At 52.6% G+C, this 16,599-nt stretch carries 18 protein-coding genes; 7 read left to right on the forward strand and 11 right to left on the reverse strand.

What is annotated here, in order from left to right; translation table 11 throughout:
- Positions 1 to 109: 109 nt before the first annotated feature.
- Positions 110 to 673, reverse strand: a complete 564-nt coding sequence (locus AC0IXA_RS14315; protein ID WP_471813578.1) for a hypothetical protein — start codon at positions 671 to 673, stop codon at positions 110 to 112.
- 521 nt (positions 674 to 1,194) lie between these two features.
- Between AC0IXA_RS14315 and AC0IXA_RS14320 the strand changes: the two genes are divergently transcribed.
- Positions 1,195 to 2,361, forward strand: coding sequence for a restriction endonuclease (locus tag AC0IXA_RS14320; RefSeq protein ID WP_471813580.1), 1,167 nt, complete (start codon positions 1,195 to 1,197; stop codon positions 2,359 to 2,361).
- Between the two features lie 74 nt (positions 2,362 to 2,435).
- Positions 2,436 to 3,485, forward strand: a complete 1,050-nt coding sequence (locus AC0IXA_RS14325) for a DUF4238 domain-containing protein (protein WP_471813582.1) — start codon at positions 2,436 to 2,438, stop codon at positions 3,483 to 3,485.
- Positions 3,486 to 3,553: 68 nt separating this feature from the next.
- Here AC0IXA_RS14325 and AC0IXA_RS14330 read toward each other — a convergent pair whose 3' ends face one another.
- A complete protein-coding gene (locus AC0IXA_RS14330; protein WP_471813584.1) occupies positions 3,554 to 3,940 on the reverse strand; it encodes a DUF7693 family protein in 387 nt (128 codons plus the stop codon).
- Between the two features lie 31 nt (positions 3,941 to 3,971).
- Here AC0IXA_RS14330 and AC0IXA_RS14335 point away from each other — a divergent pair, with 31 nt between their 5' ends.
- The 4 genes from AC0IXA_RS14335 to AC0IXA_RS14350 all read left to right on the forward strand — a co-directional run bounded on the left by AC0IXA_RS14335 (position 3,972) and on the right by AC0IXA_RS14350 (position 5,704).
- Positions 3,972 to 4,475 (forward strand): hypothetical protein, encoded by a 504-nt coding sequence (locus tag AC0IXA_RS14335; protein ID WP_471813586.1) that lies wholly within the window; start codon positions 3,972 to 3,974, stop codon positions 4,473 to 4,475.
- Positions 4,468 to 4,869, forward strand: a complete 402-nt coding sequence (locus AC0IXA_RS14340; RefSeq protein ID WP_471813588.1) for a hypothetical protein — start codon at positions 4,468 to 4,470, stop codon at positions 4,867 to 4,869. The genes AC0IXA_RS14335 and AC0IXA_RS14340 overlap by 8 nt, the downstream gene beginning before the upstream one ends.
- Positions 4,870 to 4,945: 76 nt before the next feature.
- On the forward strand, positions 4,946 to 5,314 hold the full coding sequence (locus AC0IXA_RS14345; RefSeq protein WP_471813590.1) for a histone-like nucleoid-structuring protein, MvaT/MvaU family: 369 nt from the start codon (positions 4,946 to 4,948) through the stop codon (positions 5,312 to 5,314).
- Positions 5,315 to 5,452: 138 nt separating this feature from the next.
- A complete protein-coding gene (locus AC0IXA_RS14350) occupies positions 5,453 to 5,704 on the forward strand; it encodes a hypothetical protein (protein WP_471813592.1) in 252 nt (83 codons plus the stop codon).
- 31 nt (positions 5,705 to 5,735) lie between these two features.
- On the opposite strand, the gene AC0IXA_RS14355 is transcribed toward AC0IXA_RS14350, so the two are convergent.
- The 3 genes from AC0IXA_RS14355 to AC0IXA_RS14365 all read right to left on the reverse strand — a co-directional run bounded on the left by AC0IXA_RS14355 (position 5,736) and on the right by AC0IXA_RS14365 (position 10,150).
- Positions 5,736 to 6,047 carry a hypothetical protein gene (locus tag AC0IXA_RS14355; protein WP_471813594.1) on the reverse strand — a complete coding sequence of 104 codons (312 nt, stop codon included), beginning with the start codon at positions 6,045 to 6,047 and terminating at the stop codon, positions 5,736 to 5,738.
- 147 nt (positions 6,048 to 6,194) lie between these two features.
- Complete coding sequence (locus AC0IXA_RS14360) at positions 6,195 to 7,028, reverse strand: hypothetical protein (protein ID WP_471813596.1); 834 nt, start codon at positions 7,026 to 7,028, stop codon at positions 6,195 to 6,197.
- A 155-nt stretch (positions 7,029 to 7,183) separates the two neighbouring features.
- Complete coding sequence (locus AC0IXA_RS14365) at positions 7,184 to 10,150, reverse strand: TrlF family AAA-like ATPase (protein WP_471813598.1); 2,967 nt, start codon at positions 10,148 to 10,150, stop codon at positions 7,184 to 7,186.
- Positions 10,151 to 10,678: 528 nt separating this feature from the next.
- Between AC0IXA_RS14365 and AC0IXA_RS14370 the strand changes: the two genes are divergently transcribed.
- Entirely contained in the window at positions 10,679 to 10,897 is a 219-nt protein-coding gene (locus AC0IXA_RS14370) for a hypothetical protein (protein ID WP_471813600.1), read from the forward strand.
- Positions 10,898 to 11,037: 140 nt separating this feature from the next.
- Here AC0IXA_RS14370 and AC0IXA_RS14375 read toward each other — a convergent pair whose 3' ends face one another.
- The 6 genes from AC0IXA_RS14375 to AC0IXA_RS14400 form a co-directional block, all read right to left on the reverse strand.
- Positions 11,038 to 11,805, reverse strand: a complete 768-nt coding sequence (locus tag AC0IXA_RS14375; RefSeq protein WP_471813602.1) for a hypothetical protein — start codon at positions 11,803 to 11,805, stop codon at positions 11,038 to 11,040.
- A gap of 316 nt (positions 11,806 to 12,121) precedes the next feature.
- Positions 12,122 to 13,048, reverse strand: a complete 927-nt coding sequence (locus AC0IXA_RS14380) for a DUF6685 family protein (protein ID WP_262406583.1) — start codon at positions 13,046 to 13,048, stop codon at positions 12,122 to 12,124.
- Positions 13,049 to 13,354: 306 nt separating this feature from the next.
- The gene (locus tag AC0IXA_RS14385; RefSeq protein ID WP_090206285.1) at positions 13,355 to 13,546 is read right to left on the reverse strand and encodes a hypothetical protein; all 192 of its coding nucleotides are present in this window, start codon (positions 13,544 to 13,546) and stop codon (positions 13,355 to 13,357) included.
- A gap of 225 nt (positions 13,547 to 13,771) precedes the next feature.
- On the reverse strand, positions 13,772 to 14,374 hold the full coding sequence (locus AC0IXA_RS14390; protein ID WP_191867618.1) for a hypothetical protein: 603 nt from the start codon (positions 14,372 to 14,374) through the stop codon (positions 13,772 to 13,774).
- A 15-nt stretch (positions 14,375 to 14,389) separates the two neighbouring features.
- Positions 14,390 to 14,683, reverse strand: a complete 294-nt coding sequence (locus AC0IXA_RS14395) for a hypothetical protein (protein WP_471813604.1) — start codon at positions 14,681 to 14,683, stop codon at positions 14,390 to 14,392.
- A gap of 892 nt (positions 14,684 to 15,575) precedes the next feature.
- Positions 15,576 to 16,262, reverse strand: a complete 687-nt coding sequence (locus AC0IXA_RS14400; RefSeq protein ID WP_471813606.1) for a hypothetical protein — start codon at positions 16,260 to 16,262, stop codon at positions 15,576 to 15,578.
- Between the last annotated feature and the right edge of the window lie 337 nt (positions 16,263 to 16,599).

The following is a 16,599-nucleotide window of genomic DNA, read 5'->3' on the forward strand; positions in this document are numbered from 1 at the left end:
GGGCAATGGGGTGCCCAACACGGGCTCGTCTGTATAGGGACGAGAATGTCTCGCTCGTCGATACTTGAATTGGCAAAAGCCTCCTGGCTGCAGTCGCACGGGAGTATCCCTAGCTCGGCTCATCCTCACAGGTTGTACCTTGATCAGCAGGCCGCCATCTTGGAAACATCCAGTTGGCGATCAACCAGTCTTGCTGGAGGCTACCATCTTTGGCAAATATGTCTTTTCCTTCAGCTAGCCTAAAACTGAATGTCTGCAATTCATCGCGATTCCCCGAAAAAACGGTGACCTTCAGAGCAGCTTCAGAGCCGTAGAGCTCGCCAAATTTTCGATTTACCTCACCGACAAAAAAGTTCTCGGTGATGGTAGATGGGTCTTCAGGGGTGGTGACGTGTATGTCTTTTAGGGTTTCCTCAGTCAGCCAAGTAGACAAGCCCTGTAGGTGAATGCTCTTTGAGACCCGAACCCAAACACTCGCACCTGGTTCAACCTTGATAGGCGTGTTGGTGTTCGGGTTCTCGGACAATACGCACATTCCCGCTGCACCGGCTCTGCCGAGCGTTGCCGTATTGCTTTTGGTGACTTCAATTTGAGCCGACGTCAGGTAGACGGGATCCTTTCCATAGTTCCTCAGCTGCAGCTGAACAAATACGTCATCTTGGTTTTCAGGCATCACGGCGTTAATTCTGAAAGGCTTTAGCCTTGCTCGGACAACGGCTAGGGGCGCTTTGTCCTGTCCTCGCAACTGACTCACGAACGATATAAGGGAAGACCCGTCACTCAAAAAGCCAACGAAGGCGAAGAGGGCACCGACCGACAGCATATTTCGAATTGCGGGGCGGCTCCGGATTGATGACAAGGCTGAGACAAGCTTTTTTAACAAAATAAACTCCACCCTTTCAGGTTTTTCATTGCTGCACGGGATCTTTAAAATCGTCCACGCGCATATCTGTCGGCATGTAACGAGGAAATATTAATTGCATGGATTCCGATTTGAGCAGTAAGGCGCAATGATTACGATGGGGAGCTTGCCAGTGGCGCTGGTAGCCTTCCCAGCGTGCCCTCTGTCGATACGCGCTTAGCGACTATCCAACAGCGGGAGGCAAGCGCGTGGACGTGCTGACGGCACTCAGATAATGTCTCAAACACGAAAACGCGCAGGTCGCGTGACGACTCATGAAAGGGATAGACGCGATGATTTATCAATGCAATGGATGCAATAGGACTACCTTCGAGATCGCATGCCCATGGTGCATGGGTTCTCAAGTTTCACCGTCATCAGAGCTCACGTTGCGACACCTCACGCCACTGGATCCTTCGTTTTATCCCGACTTTCAATACAGATCCAAAGGCTTGATTCAAGACTTTTTCGGGAAGAAGAAGGAGCAAGCCCAGCTCAACGATCTTCTGAACAACGTATTGAGAAAATACTCCGAGCTAAAGCAGCCTTACTTCACGAACTTCATTCACACCACCCGTGAACGCGCAGGTAGCAGCGACGACGCAGGCGTACCCGGCCCACGGTTGGATGGTGTGTACAGCGAGAGGGAGCTGTTCAGGGAAGTCTTGATTCGCAAAGGCTTTGACGAACTTGAAGGTCTTCCATCGCTATTGGACAAGCTGCTGCAGACCACAGCCTTCAACTCTGCCTATCTAGGCTTCTCCAGAGAGCTGACCCGCCACATTCGGACTGACCTTGCCGACACATTACGTTCTTGGATTGAAGAGGCAGGAACGACGTTCAGGTCTGACTTGGCTCTGTTCTATTACTACCTTTGGGAAAATGACGTAGCTTTCCCCAATGTTCAATTCAATCCCCAGGCAGCGTCGACATCTGGTGTGCCGCTCCTCCCGATACAGGTTTTCCGGAATGGCCTGAGCCTCTGCGAGGAGATTTATTTCGATATTCTCGTCGAGCGTCTGGGATCTCAGCTGGAGCATTTCAATCCGAACCAGTTCATCACCATGTACCTAGTGGATGCCATGGATGGGTTTCAATTCGAAGCCTTCCTTGTTGAGATTTTCCAGACCATTGGATATGACGTTAAAGACACCAAGAAGACGGCTGACCAAGGTGCTGATCTATTTGTAAGCCGCTTCGGCAAAAACATGGTGATCCAGGCAAAGAACTACTCGGGCTCCGTAGGCAATGCGGCTGTGCAGCAAGCCATCTCCGCAAAAGCCTTTTATGGGTGCGACGAGGCCATGGTAGTCACGAACTCCTACTACACGAAATCAGCGAAGGAGTTGGCCAGCACGGCGGGCGTGCGGCTAATCGACCGTGATGGGCTTCAGAGCTACCTTGATGACTACAATCAGAAGCTCATCGAGGTCTTCCAGGCCGAGGATGAAAGCGCCTAGGTCTGTGCCCGTCAGCGGTCAAGACGGCAATCGCCAAGGCATCATAAGCTTACAGATCTGAGGGAGCACTCGAGGTGTCAGGAGTAAGACAGCACTTCATTCCAAAGTTTTTGCAGAAAGGGTTCAGATCTCCAGGTAACGGCAAAATCGTCCGATGCTGGGTATACGAACAGAATAAGCCCCCCAGATCTGCAAATATTCAAGATGTAGGACTTGAAAGGCATTTTTATGCTATCGACGGCGAGCCGGATCTGGACGATAAAATCACCGACGAAGAGCGGGACGTTTACGTACCTTTGATAGACAGCCTACGTGCTGGCAACCTGAGCGAGGCGGTGGTCGAGAGGATTCCAGCGCTGTTAGCTCACCTAGAAATCAGAAGCCGCCATGTTCGCCAGAATATGCAGTCGATGGTTGATGAGTGTGCCACTGGCATTCTTGGGTATCTCTCAGATCCCGCTACCCTCCGTGCGTTGACTCAAAGTCATTTCAGACCAGGTTCCCCTGTCTTTGACAGTGCCTTGGCAAAGCAGGATGTTAGCCCGCAGCAGCTTCAGGCTTTGCTCACTATGGATGAATCACTCCTCGACCAAATCATCGAGCCGCTCGTCGCGATATTTGCAGCCCAGATGCCTGCCCTGTTGACGCGTATTAAGTCTTCAATACCCGACATGATAAAAGCCAGTCATGTCCGCATGCTCAACGAGTCTGTATCGCCAGCTGCCCGCGCCCTGCGTTTCAGCGCGCTCCATTATTCGGTTCAAAGATTTGAGTTAGGCGATCTGCCTCTAGGGGATTCAGTCGTACTGTTCCATGTGAGAGGCGAGCGCTCTTTCAAGCCTTTCATGGATAAGGATGATGAGCTTGTCCACGTAATTCTGCCGCTGTCGTCGGATCTGTATCTTCTTGGGGAGACGGATATCTCTCAGCCACCGCTTTCCCAAAACCTGCCGCTTGAAATCGCGCGATGCTCTATGAAGTATTTCATCTGCTCCCACCAGAGTGATCGTGCTGTAGATTTTCAAGCGCAGATAGGACGCAATGCTAGCTGGCTTTCGGCACGAGAAATGAGCGTATTACTTGAAGAAGTGCTTTCGGGGCTGATGGGGCAGAAGCTAACTTGACGTGCAACAGTCAAGACGAGGTTACACGAAGGGATTTTTCTGAGATGGTTCGTCGAGATGTATCCTCATCATAACGCCTTCAGAAGCCGCTCAAGTGTCTGATGCTCCCATGTGCTAAGCAGAGCTATAGGGTCAGTCCCGTATCGATCTCCCGAGTCGAACGACCAACGCCGTCCATCGGTGCTGACGCATGCTTCGCAGTAATCGAGCTCATCACAGTCGTTGAAGATCGTCATGCTCCATCCCTCGACGTCGACCATGAACATCCCGGCATAGAGCTCGTCCCAAGTCTGAGCACATGCTTTGATCATCGTGCGTCGCCCAAAGATCGCATCGCGCAGTACCTGGCAAACCTCTCTTGCTGTGAGCGCAGGCGTAGGTTCGTCAGGGCAATAGGTTAAAGTCATAAAAGAAACCAGTCGGCTTTGGTCGTTTTGCCAAAGGTACACCGGCATGCATGAACCAGGTACTCACAGGGAGGAGAGGATGAAGCTATTTTTAGACTGTGAGTTCACTCGGCTCAACCGAGACACGAAGTTGATTTCGCTGGCCCTCGTGTCCGAAGCCGGGCACGAATACTACGTCGAGCTCACAAACACGTACGTGACTCAGGACTGCAGCGACTTCGTGATCCAAAACGTCCTGCCTCAGCTCAACCTGCCTGTACATGGGCAAACCCTGGTCGAAGCTCAAGCATCACTTCTCGCTTTTCTAGACAGTCTCGAAGGTCTAGTCGAGGTCTGCTCCGATGCTCCTGAGTGGGATTGGGATTTTTTCTGCGATCTGGCCTACATCAACAACCGTTGGCCAGCTCACATCGCTAATCGCGCGACCAACCTGATCGTGCTATTCAGGCATCTCGAAGCGGATGATATCGACAACGTGGCGTTCCCGGAACTTCCCCACCACGCGCTGCTGGATGCTCGTCTCCTAGCCGACCTTTATCGTCGGCTGACTGCTGGCTCAAGTCGAGGCACTGAAAATGGCTAATGATCTTCGTACGCGCGAGTCTGTGAGGCGGAAAGCGCTCTGGACACTGTCGCACCTTATACCGGGTGATCCGAAGGCCGGTGCAATTTTGGATGTTCTAGATGACATCGAAGGCCAGGAGCGCGTCGACTTAAACCAGAGTCATCTAGGCCTCGATATCGATGCTGTCCGCAAAGCAGTTCTGATTGAGCGCCGCAGTACCGGTATCAGCATTGTGTGCGAAGCAGGTATTCCCCAGCCATGGCGTGAGCGCTTTCTGCAAGCAAGCATTGGGTCGACGCGCTTGACCGTAGGCCCGTACGCTCATGATTGGGAAAAATTCCTGACTGAATGGCAGGCTGAGATGCAGCACCTCGACGCACACCGGGCGGCTAGGGGAGCACGTCAGCATTAAGCATCTGGCACACCTTTGATTGTGTACCTTGGATAGCGCTGACTATACTGCCATCACTAATTATCTGAGGTGTTACATGTCCCGTCTCGCTGAATTCCGCGCTCTCGAACAACAGCTTGCAGCTCAACTAGCAGAGCTTGAAACCCTTAAAAACGATGACGGCTTGAAGCGTGAGATCCAGTTCGAGCAGAAGCTCCGCGAGCTCTTGGGTGAGTATGGTTACAGCTTGCGCAACATTGTCGCCATCCTGGATCCTCAGTCCAATAGCCGCCGCGCTCCTGCAGCCGCTGAGACCAAGGGCACCCGGAAAGCTCGAGCTGTGAAGGTTTACAAGAACCCTCACTCAGGTGAAGTCGTCGAGACGAAAGGCGGAAACCATAAAATCCTGAAAGAATGGAAAGCTGAATACGGTTCCGACACCGTCGAGAGCTGGCTGGCTCAGTAAAATCGTTTGAGTACAAATCGAGGGCCCTGCGGGGCCCTTCTTTCTGGGGATAGGAAATGCTTCGTTCAGCAGTGCTTGAGCTGGCAACGAACTTAAGGTTGGCAGTCGAGTTAGTCGTAGAGACCGGCAAACGTCCCCATGCATATCCAAGGTTTCCCACGCGGATGCTGCGGAATCATTTCTGAGCTCATGGGCGACTATTTGAACACCGTGGGGATCGGCGAATTCGGCTATGTTTGCGGCATGAAGGACGGCGCCTCACATGCTTGGCTTGAAGTCGATGAACTGATCGCAGACATCACCGGTGACCAATTCTCCGACCGATTTTGTATCGACCCGGCTGAACTAGGCTCGGGATTTATATTGCCGATCTATAAGGCTTTTAGATAAGCGATTCGGTGGACATATGACTTCAGATGGATTACCAGCCAGTGTCGCCTTCAAGACGATACTGATTCGGTACTTTTTTGATGGTGGTATGTTGATCCGTCACCACATCAATCCGTCTGATTGCTGGCTGATTAGGCAGTGAAGAGAAGAGGGCGAATAAACCCGTCTTGGGCTTGGCTTTTTTGAGCTTCAGCTTTCCGCTTCGAAGGAGCTGGGCCGTCTTTTTCCGCTGAGCGTCCGCCCGCTCTTTCTCAAGCTTGCGTCGCTTTTCAGCTTTAGCCATGTCCTTAGCTTTTTCCTGCGCGCGTTTTTGTGCGCCTGCAGATCGACCCTTTTTACTCATGACGTTCCTGACTCCATTCAAACACGTCTGCGCCCCGTCGGACTCGGCTGCCTACTAATAACCGAGAAAGGGTGTGCATATCAACAACCAGTGCTACGCGTGCGATGAGGCTAAGCATCTCGAAACCCGATGCGATTCAAGTCGTCCTCACCTGTTATTTGCGAGGCGATTTAATATTGCCCTAGCGACCACCAGGGTTATATGGAGACGCATGGTGGAATGATCCTCATCCGAAAGTCCTTTATGCGAACCATCGGAGTGCAACATCTTCATCAGCCCGTTCAACATACCTTTCGCATCCTGGTTCCATTCGGAACGGCTCTCGGATAGAAACCCGCAGTTGGCCAAGGCTTGAAAGCCGTTGTTCAAACCAGGGTTCGGAGGTAGGTCAGCGGATGCAATCCGTGTTGCGATCTCCAGAATGAGGCTCTCCATGAATGTCCTGATCTGAGCATTAGCAGCTGCCCAGTCGCCTCTGGTATGCGCGTCAATCGCCTGATCAAGATGACCGCACGATCTCACGAACCCGAAATGCTTTAGGTGCTGATGAACCTGATCATCCCCAGCAGTCAAATCCACATTTGCTGGCAAGCTTCGTCTCAGCCAAGGTGGGTTGCCTTGTCCGCAATCCCCTGCATCCCATGAGACGACGAACCCATCCCTTGCTAGGCAGCGTTCGAACGGCAATTGCTGCGCGTGCCTAGAGGGGAAGTGCATGAGCCGAACTGCTTCACGAACAAGTGCTTCACCGAGTGTCATCTGACCCTCCCTGGCCCAGAAAACAAGCTCTGCCCGTTCTAGAAGTACCTTGTTGAGTATCACTCTTTTTTTGGCAACCGACAGCTCGCTCCCCGACGGTACCCACTGATCCAGTTCTAGACGTTGCACCATATGGTCAAAACCGGCGCTTGTTTCTGCTTTCTCAATAAAATCTGATGCAGTCAGTAAAGTCTGACGAGTGAAATGCAGTTGATCAGACATCATGTGCTCCAGTATTCATTAGGTGCGCCGCGAGCGAAGTCAGGATGTGGTTTTGGATTCACCGCAAAGCTGCTTGCTGATGGCTTGGGACAACGCTTGAGTGGTCACTCTGCCGCTCGTTGACCGAGTTCGTCATCGCGCGGCGATTTGAAAAGTCACCTAGACAGCCGAACCCGCAGTCGGCGAGCACGCTCCTTAAACGCGGTCTCACCACCTTCGAGAATCTCGCATACCCGCTCCCGGACAAGCCTGTCCTCCAGTCCGCCCGACAAATAGGTAATAGGAGGCAACTGCCCGTTACCATGAGGGCCGCATTCAGCGATGATGATTTGGTCGGCATCCGTGTTCACGACCAGGTTGGCATTGTGGGTCACCATGATGACTTGTCGAGTCGACTTAGCGGCCATGAACAGTGGGACGAGATCGTTGTAGATTGACTTGGGGTCGAGGTTTTCTTCTGGCTGATCAATAATCAGTGGCCGGCTGTCTTTCGCATCAAGCGAAAGGTAAAGCAGCAACAGCACAATTCCCCTGGTGCCAGGAGAGAGTTTCTGGATTTCGACGCCGTCGTAATTTATGGCGTAACGTACAGAGATGTGGTCAGTACCGTAGAGCCATTGGGCTAAGCGTTTCGTCCACCGCCGATACTCTGCCAGATCCGATGTGGCTACTGGCGCATGCTCAACGAGCTGTTCATGGTAGTTCCTAATAAACTCTCTCAGCGCAGCTAGCACGGTCTCGTCATCTCCGTAGAGCCAGGGAGTATTCAGCGACTCGAGCACTTTTTCGCGCAAGGTACCCCGGCCTCTGAAAGGGCCCTTTTTAGAGAGGTTGAGCAAGGACTCACCCTCGGCTGACCATGCCTCAATGTCGACAGTTCGGGCTACCGAGAAAGAAAGCTTGTTGAGAGTTCCTTGGGCGCTTTCCAGGCGCTGTTTGATGGGCGAGTAGAGCTCCTGGAGAACTTGCTCCTCAGCAATGAGAGCCGAGAAAACGCGCTTGTATGAATCGCACCGCTCACTCACCAAGATTTCGAGACGTTGGGAGGCACCCACATGGTCGGTTAACTTCTCCCTGCTGGCCCGCAATAGTTCAGTTTCCGTGGTTATTTTTGTTGATAGCTCTTTGAATCGCTTCGCGGTGTCTTGGTCGACGCTGACTAACTGCTGGAGTCGATCAATTTCTGCCTGCAGCAACGAGAGATCGCATTCTTCAAGCTTGGCGTCTTCAGCGATAAACGCCTGTTGAGCGTCTTCGTTCGGAGCCGGTGGGGTTCCTATCCATGCGTCTCTGCTCTTTTGAGCCTTGAGTAGCATCTTCGACAGGATGGCTCCGACGTCGCCTTCGTAGTCCCTGAAAAAAGCACTCCACTCATCATTCCCCAGACCACTTTTGGTATGGCGTGCTTGGATGTCTCTAAGATCACAGGGCGCCACGACTTGGCGAACATTGTTGACCTCATCCTGCATCAGAAGAATCTGCTGCTCTTGGGCTTTGTAATACCTCACATAGCCGGCAACCTTTTCTGAGGCGGCGGTCAGTAACTGCAGTCTGGACAGCCTGACTTCTGAGCCCTTCGCGACAAGCTTGCTTCTGTCTTCGGTTAACCGTTTGACCAGCGAATCTTTATCCTGCACCTGCGTAGTCAGCTGGGGCACGAGGCTGCGTTTTTCGAGTTCGGTGTTGATTCTCTCTGACAGACTGCCGAGTGATTCCTCCTCCCGCCGCCTAGCCTCTCGATATCGCTCAGAACGGATGTCTCTCAGGTCATTGAAGCTGATAGCCCCCTCACGCTCGGTGGGGGAGTGCGACTCGTAAATTACCCGCTCGACCTCAGCCAGGAGGCCGTCCGTCATACCATCGGCGGAGCAAAGCTCCTCCACGAACTGCTGCGACAGATACCGAGCTCTTGGGTACACGAACTCATCGTCAGTCGTCTGGTTTAGCGGGCTGGCCTGCGTGTCACCGTTGCACCAGGTGATATTCACTTCAGCATTTTGTAGGTGGTCTTGGGCCCTCACCAAGAACGAGTGCCCTGTAATTGCGTTGCCTCGAGCGTCACAGCCTGCCGCCAAGATGTCAGCCAGCGCGGTCTTTCCTGAGCCTCTTGCGCCTACCACGGCAATCAGGCCTGGGTTCAGAGCCAGGACTGGTGTCTTGAGCCACGGTGCATTGGTTATTTCGACTTGGGAGATGACCTCGGAAGCATTCCCGTAAGGCGGTGGTTCCTCTCCAATGAAAGCTCTACCTGCCGGATCAATACATGCCTGTCGAAGCGTGTCGAAGGTAGGACTTCCCTTGAGCCAGCTATATCTTTTCCCATCAGGCACTCCAGTCTTGGCAGTTTGATGGGCATCGCTGCCATGCAAGCACGGCTTCAGGCCGTTGTACCGCTCAACCAGGTTCTCTGCGGATAAAGCTTTTCTACCTAGCCAAAAATCCCTTTGGTTGGGGTTGGAGGCAAAAATGACATGCGCAAACCGTTCGATTTCCTGCCGCAATACTTCATCGGCACCCTCTTTCAGTGCGGAGGTACCGTCATTCTCTTTCGCCGCGACTGCGATGATCAGGTTGGCTTGTGCCCACTGGCTGTTTTTGTGCTTGTCTTTTAACTCTTGAAACGAAACCTTGAAGCGCTCAGCGCCATGTCGCAGGGCAGCCTGGTCATCTTGGATGTCAGGGTTCGCTCGCTTTCCAAGCCTTCTCAAATCGCTTGGGGTGCACCTAAACTCGTCATCAAAGGCCTTGAAGGTGAGCGAGGCAAGAAAGCGCTCAAGCTCTTCCAGGTGATTTTCTTCGTCGGGGCACACCAATAGGTGGGCGTTGATCCACGATTTTGCAGTTCCTACATCGAAGCGAATTTCGACATTGGGAAAGAGAAGTTCGCAGCGTGCAAGTCTGCCCGCCTGCTTGTGCTCAATCAGCTGTCTGTAGGTATCAAGCAGGTAATAATCTGTCACCGCAATCGCGCTGATCGCCGGAGAAGCCTCTTCCAGAGCTTTCAGATAACCTTCCCAGTTCCCCTTGAATTGGTCGTTGAACAACGTGCCTGGCGCGTGCACGTGGGGATCCCATCGAAGCCAACGGGATCCAGAGGACAAAGGCTTTGGTTCAGTCTGCATATTACGTCCCAGTAGGCAGAAAAAGAGGTGCACTGCGGTCGCGCCGTCCGGGTAAGCACACGCGAGAGCAGGCTGTCATCGTGCCACTATTTGGGATTCATCCAGTGGTGTCAATCTGAAGCCGATGGGTCGAGAGCCTTGCCTACGGGGTAGGCATATTGCCGCCAATCCATTCGAGTGAATTAGGAAGGAAGATATATCCAAAAGATGACATCAGTGTTTGCTATGGGATGGTTGGGTAGCTCGAGCTGGCTGTCAGGAGAATGGGCGAAGATGGGGCTCAAAACCTTTAGTGGGCGGTGATATCCGAAATCGGCTGATCGCTAGAAGCAAGCGGAGCGCGCAGGCCGTGAGGCCGAGGCGCGAGGATGGAAGCCCTCCGGGCCGAAACGCAGCCAGCGGCTCGGTTCACGACAGCCGTCCCGAAGGGCGCGCACAACACCAAGGATCGAAATGTCTAGCTTTTAGGCATTAGAAGCTAGCTATTCTGTACGAAGAAGTAGCATCCCAAACCACATCGGAGAATCCATGACCCGAGACACGAAAGACACTGTCTACTGCAACATCCAGATGCCTATAGCTCAGGGACAAGAATTCCTGCGGCTCATCTCTGAGCTGACAGCCTCAGGTACCCATCCGGCACTTGAGCCGGTATTCGAGGAGATCCAGAGTGAACTGGGAGGCTCGATTGAGTTCGTCGAGGAAATGCTTCAGGGCTCTGGCGGTATAGGTCGTCGCTCACCATGACTCGTTGAGTTGGTCTCGGGAGTGCAGCGTCGTACCTCTATCCGGCGAAGAGGGAGTCAAAGCTAATACCGGCTGCATGGCATCGACATTCACGATGAGCCCTCTGCGCAGGCTGCTTGCGGCACACCGTGGGCATCTCACTACACGGCAGGCGCTTTATGCCCCATCCGTATGGCCATGTTTCTTTGAGAGGATGACAGGGCAGGCCAGATCATTTGCACGCGCTGTAGCTCCATCGCCTGAAGATCTTGCTGGTATTTGAGACGCTTCAGATTGACCTTGAAGAAAGAAGGGCTGTGATCGATTTGGTTGGCCTTGAGCCTCCAGAAGACCACGAACGCAAATTTCGGTGAGAGGTTTTTATTGAGCTGATAGTAGGCCAGTGCCTTCGAGAGAATTGGATTTTGTTCCGATATCGCCAAGCGCTGTAGGGCCTTCACGCATGACTCCCCCCGCATTTTTTCGGTGAGTCGCTCCAGCTTTTTCTTGGTGTCGGATGCAGATAGGCGTTGACCAGCTTCGAATACCGATACGCCGAATCTAAGTATGCACTGCGAGCCTACCCACAGAGTCCTTGCCGTAAGGGCATTCCGGATTTCGAACTGGTATCGGAGCGACTCCTGATCACATAGCTCGCACGTCTCAGTGGGATGCTCATGATCGCGGATGACCTCCGTGAAAGACCATTCTTCAAAAGCTTTTGGCAAGGTATCGCCTACAGAAAGCGGAATGATGTTGTCCCAGACACGCTTTGGATAATCGTTCGTAGACATAGCAGCTCCGATCCCTGGCTGGTTCCTACCGCAGCATAACTGGTCAGACTTATTTTGCGATAGCGAGTCGCCGGCACATGAAGGATCAAACAGGTTGTCATCAAGGCGAGCCAGTGGCGTGTCAGAGGCTTGCATTCCAACCATCCATGGCCGACGGGTGAGAGATAAACCATTCCAGCAGCTTCTCGCGATCCGACATGATCAAGCGCTCGGCAACTAGAGTCATCCAGGCGACGATTAAATGTTGCCCGCAAAGCAGTTCTGATTGAGCGCCACAGTTCCGGTATCAGCATTGTGCGCAAGGCAGGTATTCCCCAGCCATGGCGTGAGCGCTTTCTGCAAGCGAGCACCAGCTCGACGCGTCTGTTTGATGGCCCGTATGCCTATGACTGGGACAAATTTCTGAATCAATGGCAGGCTGAAATGCGGCGTTTAGATGCACATAGGGCAGCTAGACGACCGAGACATGATGAGCCGTACTATTAGCCAGCTTCTGGAGGTAAAGGCCTAAATCCTGAAATCCAGCCTCACGCATTACCTCAGATACTTTCCCAGCGCGCTTCTCCGCTTTAGGCAGGAAAATCGCCGCCTGGTCAGTGTATGGACGTGGGAGATCCTTCCAGTAGTAGGTTGCCTCAAATCTCTGCATGGCTCTGTGAAAGTCCATTTGCTGTTTGCAGTGCCATGACAATACAAACATGTCGAAATCGCGTCTTAGGCTCGCCAAAGCGACCTGATTAATTCCGTAAATCTTATACCGACCTGTGAGTGGGACGTTGACCCCGATCCGTTTCGCGATGTACTTAGCCGCAGCGAAGTGGTGGGAGCCTCCGCTGTTGATCAAGAACACTCGTCCGTCCCATTCCCATGTGGAGAAGTAATCGTGATCTTCTCTAGAGATGATTCGGATCTCGTCCCATCGGAGATTTTCTTCAAGCTTTTCTTGGGTAACGGGTGTGATCATCGGCTGGGAGTTACGCTCGACCATGGAGTCCATGCTTTTGAACCTGCGCAGCTCTGACTTTGACGCGGAAAAGCCGTCGACCTGCTGAATGTCACAGTTCCAGCGCTGGATCTCCCTAACCGTACCCAAGCTGAGAAGATCCTCTCGGATTAGGCTGGTGGAGCCGTAGTTTTGATAGGAGCCAGGGGAACGTGTCCATCCGTTGAGCCTCCGCCGGTACATCCGACTGGTCTCATACCCCAAGTCGCCAAAGTCGTTCCAACGCACCACTTCGCTTGCGCTGATACCCTTCTCATGTTCGACCAAATGCCTGTTCAGGCCGACGTCTGCACGAAGCAAGTTTATGAGGGTCGCCGGCTGGCCGAAGTCCTCCAGTAGAGAGTCGCGTAGAAATTTGATCGCTTTCTTAAGCATTGGCGCTTCCTATATGTCTACCCCGGCGCGATGCACGAGATGCCTCAGCACAGGATGCAACACTGCGATATGGAAGGCTAACCGAAACATAGCTGCAAATTCCGGATAAGTTGATACGACCTAGAGCACGAAGAGCGTTTCTAGGGGACAGGATCAAATCTCTGTGTAAGCAGGCGGGGAAGGCAGACCATTTCTCGGAAAGCCGCCTAGCTGCTCCTGTCATGGTATGGCCTTAGGTCGTGGACGTTTTGTACCTGACTCGCAGGCCTTTATCTTCACCGTAAGGTGGATGATCCCTAGCGAAAGCTATTTTTTAACCAAACCTTTATAGAGCTCACGGGCGGAAACAATCTGGTCTCGAATCTCCTCTGGGTCAATTCGCATACCGCCTCGTGGTGTCACCTGCAGTGTCTTCAGGCCGTTCGCGGCTTTGATGAAATCTCGTTCTTCCGCTTGAACCCATTCAGGGCGTTTGTCCTTCCAAAATGACCATGCCATTTCGCCTAGCCTCACTCCACAATGGATGGAAGCTAGTATGTGGTAGCCGCAGGGAATGTCCAAGCTAGGTGGTGACTTTGATCATCATGCGAGCGGAGCGCGCAGACCAGGAGGGTCGGAGGGCATGAGGATGGAAGCCCGAAGGGCCAAGACCTGTCGAAGACAGGGCTTGGTTAACGACAGCCGTCCCTACTAGGGCATGCCACGACAATCGCAGGTCGACGACTACCGCAAGGCGCGCTGTTCAAATGACCGAGGCACAACGCCCTGTGCGCAAAGATCATACGTTTTTCGCAATGCCACTCCGTCGCCAGAAGATACCTTCGCGTGGCTAAAGATCGTCGACAAAAAACGCTTCCGCTCGCCATTACCAAGTTCAGACCAGATCCTCGGCTGACCATGTGCATCTGGCACCGCAAGACGATCAAGGAAATACTCTTCAAGGCTGTGAAGCCGTTGCTGACCATCGACCAGAATCTCGCTGTTCTCCGCCAATGCTTTGCCAGTGCTCGCAGGCTCGCACCAGTCGTTTGTAAGGTAGCTTCCCAGGTCTAGCCCTGCCCAAACAGCGCTAATAAAACGAGCCTGCTGGCCTACGTTCCACTCCAATCCGCGCGTCCAGGTTGGCACGGGCATGCCCATGACAAATCGCGCAGCCCACGGAAATCTATCGCGAGCGGAGGAGGGGTCTACCAGATACTTTTCCCAGTGACCTACCAGAACATCAATTGGGTAATGACTGACGGTTGTAGCCAGAACCCGCTGCGGCATCTGGATGCGTAATTCAGACGGTTCGTCGTCGGCATAGCGTTGAAAAATAGAAGTCATGGTACTCACTGGTGGCTACAAATAGGTGGAGGTGCTGGAGTCAACACGGGCGCATCGCCAAGCGTCGACAGTCTCGATGATCAACACATCTCGTTCGATGGAAATGTCGATCTGATCGCTGTCGACCAGCGCATGTGCGTAGCCCTCTACATAGGCTGCTGCTTTATCAAATTCAGAAAGGGTTTCTGAAGACTTGATGACGCTGATCAGACGTTGCCAGGCACCGTGCTGGCGGTTGCCCAGGATCGTCTTGGGAAACGGAATGGCGGCACTCAAACGCTGTGCGTAATCATCGGTTGATGGGATCAAAGCGGTTCGCTCAAAGGGAGTACATACCTATGACAAACGGTTGGTTCTGGAAAACCTTGAGCCTGATGCGAAGATTCTTTGAGAAATAAATAACGTTGGTCTAAATCAGCATCGTTGTTGGTTGCGCGCGGGCGGCGCGGAGACGTGAGCTGGATGACTACCGGTAGTCGGAAGTAAGGAGTCAGGGATGGGGAGGCCTACTCGACCCACCTGTACCACCTTCAGGCCTATTGTCGATGTCAGCTGCTCGACAGACCTTCAGGACAGGTGGGCGAAATAGGGTCTTCTGGCCTGGTTGGGTATGCAAGCTGACCGCAGGAGTCCAGGTGACTCCAAAGAAACATTAGTCCAAGACCGCCCCATCGTAAAATTCTTACGCTCACAATCCTAAGTCTTGCTCGAGTTTCTTACCCTTCAAGCGATTGGAGACAACCTTCCTTTTAATCAGAACCATCAGTAGCGAATCACTGAACTCGTGCCATTGACAGTCAGCGCCTGGTGAGTCCATTAACGGCCAGTTCTCTTTGATTAGGCGTCGCGCTTTTTCGCTAAGGATATGGATCGGATTGCACGCGTGTACATGAGGCAGATTGATGCGGAGCACATCACATCCAGTAACCTTGTAATTGCGTCTACGGAAAAGCGCTGCGGAGCCTGACCTGGCAAGAACTTCCTCGAATAAGGCCCCGGTTACCTCTTCAGTGAGGTGGATAGAGGCCAATGTCCATATCTCTATAACCTGGAATGCTGACCAGTCATTTTCTTCACCAGACCGAAGCACAGCCTCACTGATTGCTTTGGAAATAATGAATGGTTTGCGCTTTGATCCCATGCCAATCGCTCTCAAGTATGGCGATGCTTCGACCTGTCCTATGGCCGTTCGACGAAACTTCTAAGGCATCTTCCAGTTTGGAGGCGGGCAGACGTAACACTCCAACATCGAAGAACTGGAGTGACCAACTATGGAATCTACATTCTCCAGTACGTGCGGGCAGAATCCGGTGGGCATTGCTGCTTCGGAGGAGGTAGATTGACGGATATCAATATGATACTGATGAGATGATGGGGCATCGCCGCTAGATATTTCCTCTGTGCAGTCATGGAGAATGGGTGTTTCATACCGCTCAATCCCCAGGCTATTCGACTCAAGCACTTCCTTAACTGCAGACCAGAACAAGTATTCGGAACGGCCAGGATAGACTTCATGTTCACACGAAAAATCAACCTCCAGCCTTCGATTGAGATCCAGTTCTTTGATCGGTTCCCACAAGGCCTCGATGGCAGGGAAGGTGGCGCCCGCCACTTCGTCACTCAAGAAGATACGAAGTACGTCTTTGTGGACGGAAACCAGCTTCACCCCGGACATTGCGCCTTGGATGTGTGCCTGCTCTAGAGTCTCAATGGCGAACCTGTCCCCTAAGGGTTGGTTATAGAGGACAGCGAAGCGCTGCTTGCTAGCGGTTGCCATCAGATCAAGATTGGGTGTTTTCCACTGAAGAGTGCTGAGCACAACGTAGTGGAAAGTATCATCGAGAGCTACCGGAGCGCATTCCCGGTGGAACAAGGACGAAAATCTCATAGCGACTTATCTCCTAGGTGGTAGTGGAACTGAAGACCAAGGGGGGGAAGTGGTCAAGAAATAACTGATGTGTCTAAAAATTTTGCGACGGATGAACAGTATCTTGAAAGTATACCCATGCCCTTCATTGCACTATTTGACAGCGATATAAGCTTATGAAGAGCGTTTGATATATATACCTTTCGTTTGTCATTGTAAGTCGTGCGCTTTAGCTTGTCGGTCGGGAAAAATTGGAGGCTGAATGTAAGTGTGTAAGGGCGGCATGAGGACGTCTTGGGTGAGTAAGCGCCGACCAACGAGGTGGGGGGGGGCTACCAAGCCATTGATATAGATAGAA

Source organism: Pseudomonas sp. AC083 (assembly GCF_979253165.1).

What these genes read in the sequence shown, in the direction of transcription:
- AC0IXA_RS14370 (WP_471813600.1), top strand. Translation starts at nt 10,679, where the DNA reads ATGACCCGAGACACGAAAGACACTGTCTACTGCAACATCCAGATGCCT.
- AC0IXA_RS14320 (WP_471813580.1), top strand. Translation starts at nt 1,195, where the DNA reads ATGATTTATCAATGCAATGGATGCAATAGGACTACCTTCGAGATCGCA.
- AC0IXA_RS14345 (WP_471813590.1), top strand. Translation starts at nt 4,946, where the DNA reads ATGTCCCGTCTCGCTGAATTCCGCGCTCTCGAACAACAGCTTGCAGCT.
- AC0IXA_RS14360 (WP_471813596.1), bottom strand. Translation starts at nt 7,028, where the DNA reads ATGTCTGATCAACTGCATTTCACTCGTCAGACTTTACTGACTGCATCA.
- AC0IXA_RS14330 (WP_471813584.1), bottom strand. Translation starts at nt 3,940, where the DNA reads ATGCCGGTGTACCTTTGGCAAAACGACCAAAGCCGACTGGTTTCTTTT.
- AC0IXA_RS14390 (WP_191867618.1), bottom strand. Translation starts at nt 14,374, where the DNA reads ATGACTTCTATTTTTCAACGCTATGCCGACGACGAACCGTCTGAATTA.
- AC0IXA_RS14375 (WP_471813602.1), bottom strand. Translation starts at nt 11,805, where the DNA reads ATGCAAGCCTCTGACACGCCACTGGCTCGCCTTGATGACAACCTGTTT.
- AC0IXA_RS14380 (WP_262406583.1), bottom strand. Translation starts at nt 13,048, where the DNA reads ATGCTTAAGAAAGCGATCAAATTTCTACGCGACTCTCTACTGGAGGAC.
- AC0IXA_RS14315 (WP_471813578.1), bottom strand. Translation starts at nt 673, where the DNA reads ATGCCTGAAAACCAAGATGACGTATTTGTTCAGCTGCAGCTGAGGAAC.
- AC0IXA_RS14355 (WP_471813594.1), bottom strand. Translation starts at nt 6,047, where the DNA reads ATGAGTAAAAAGGGTCGATCTGCAGGCGCACAAAAACGCGCGCAGGAA.
- AC0IXA_RS14400 (WP_471813606.1), bottom strand. Translation starts at nt 16,262, where the DNA reads ATGAGATTTTCGTCCTTGTTCCACCGGGAATGCGCTCCGGTAGCTCTC.
- AC0IXA_RS14340 (WP_471813588.1), top strand. Translation starts at nt 4,468, where the DNA reads ATGGCTAATGATCTTCGTACGCGCGAGTCTGTGAGGCGGAAAGCGCTC.
- AC0IXA_RS14350 (WP_471813592.1), top strand. Translation starts at nt 5,453, where the DNA reads ATGCATATCCAAGGTTTCCCACGCGGATGCTGCGGAATCATTTCTGAG.
- AC0IXA_RS14335 (WP_471813586.1), top strand. Translation starts at nt 3,972, where the DNA reads ATGAAGCTATTTTTAGACTGTGAGTTCACTCGGCTCAACCGAGACACG.
- AC0IXA_RS14385 (WP_090206285.1), bottom strand. Translation starts at nt 13,546, where the DNA reads ATGGCATGGTCATTTTGGAAGGACAAACGCCCTGAATGGGTTCAAGCG.
- AC0IXA_RS14365 (WP_471813598.1), bottom strand. Translation starts at nt 10,150, where the DNA reads ATGCAGACTGAACCAAAGCCTTTGTCCTCTGGATCCCGTTGGCTTCGA.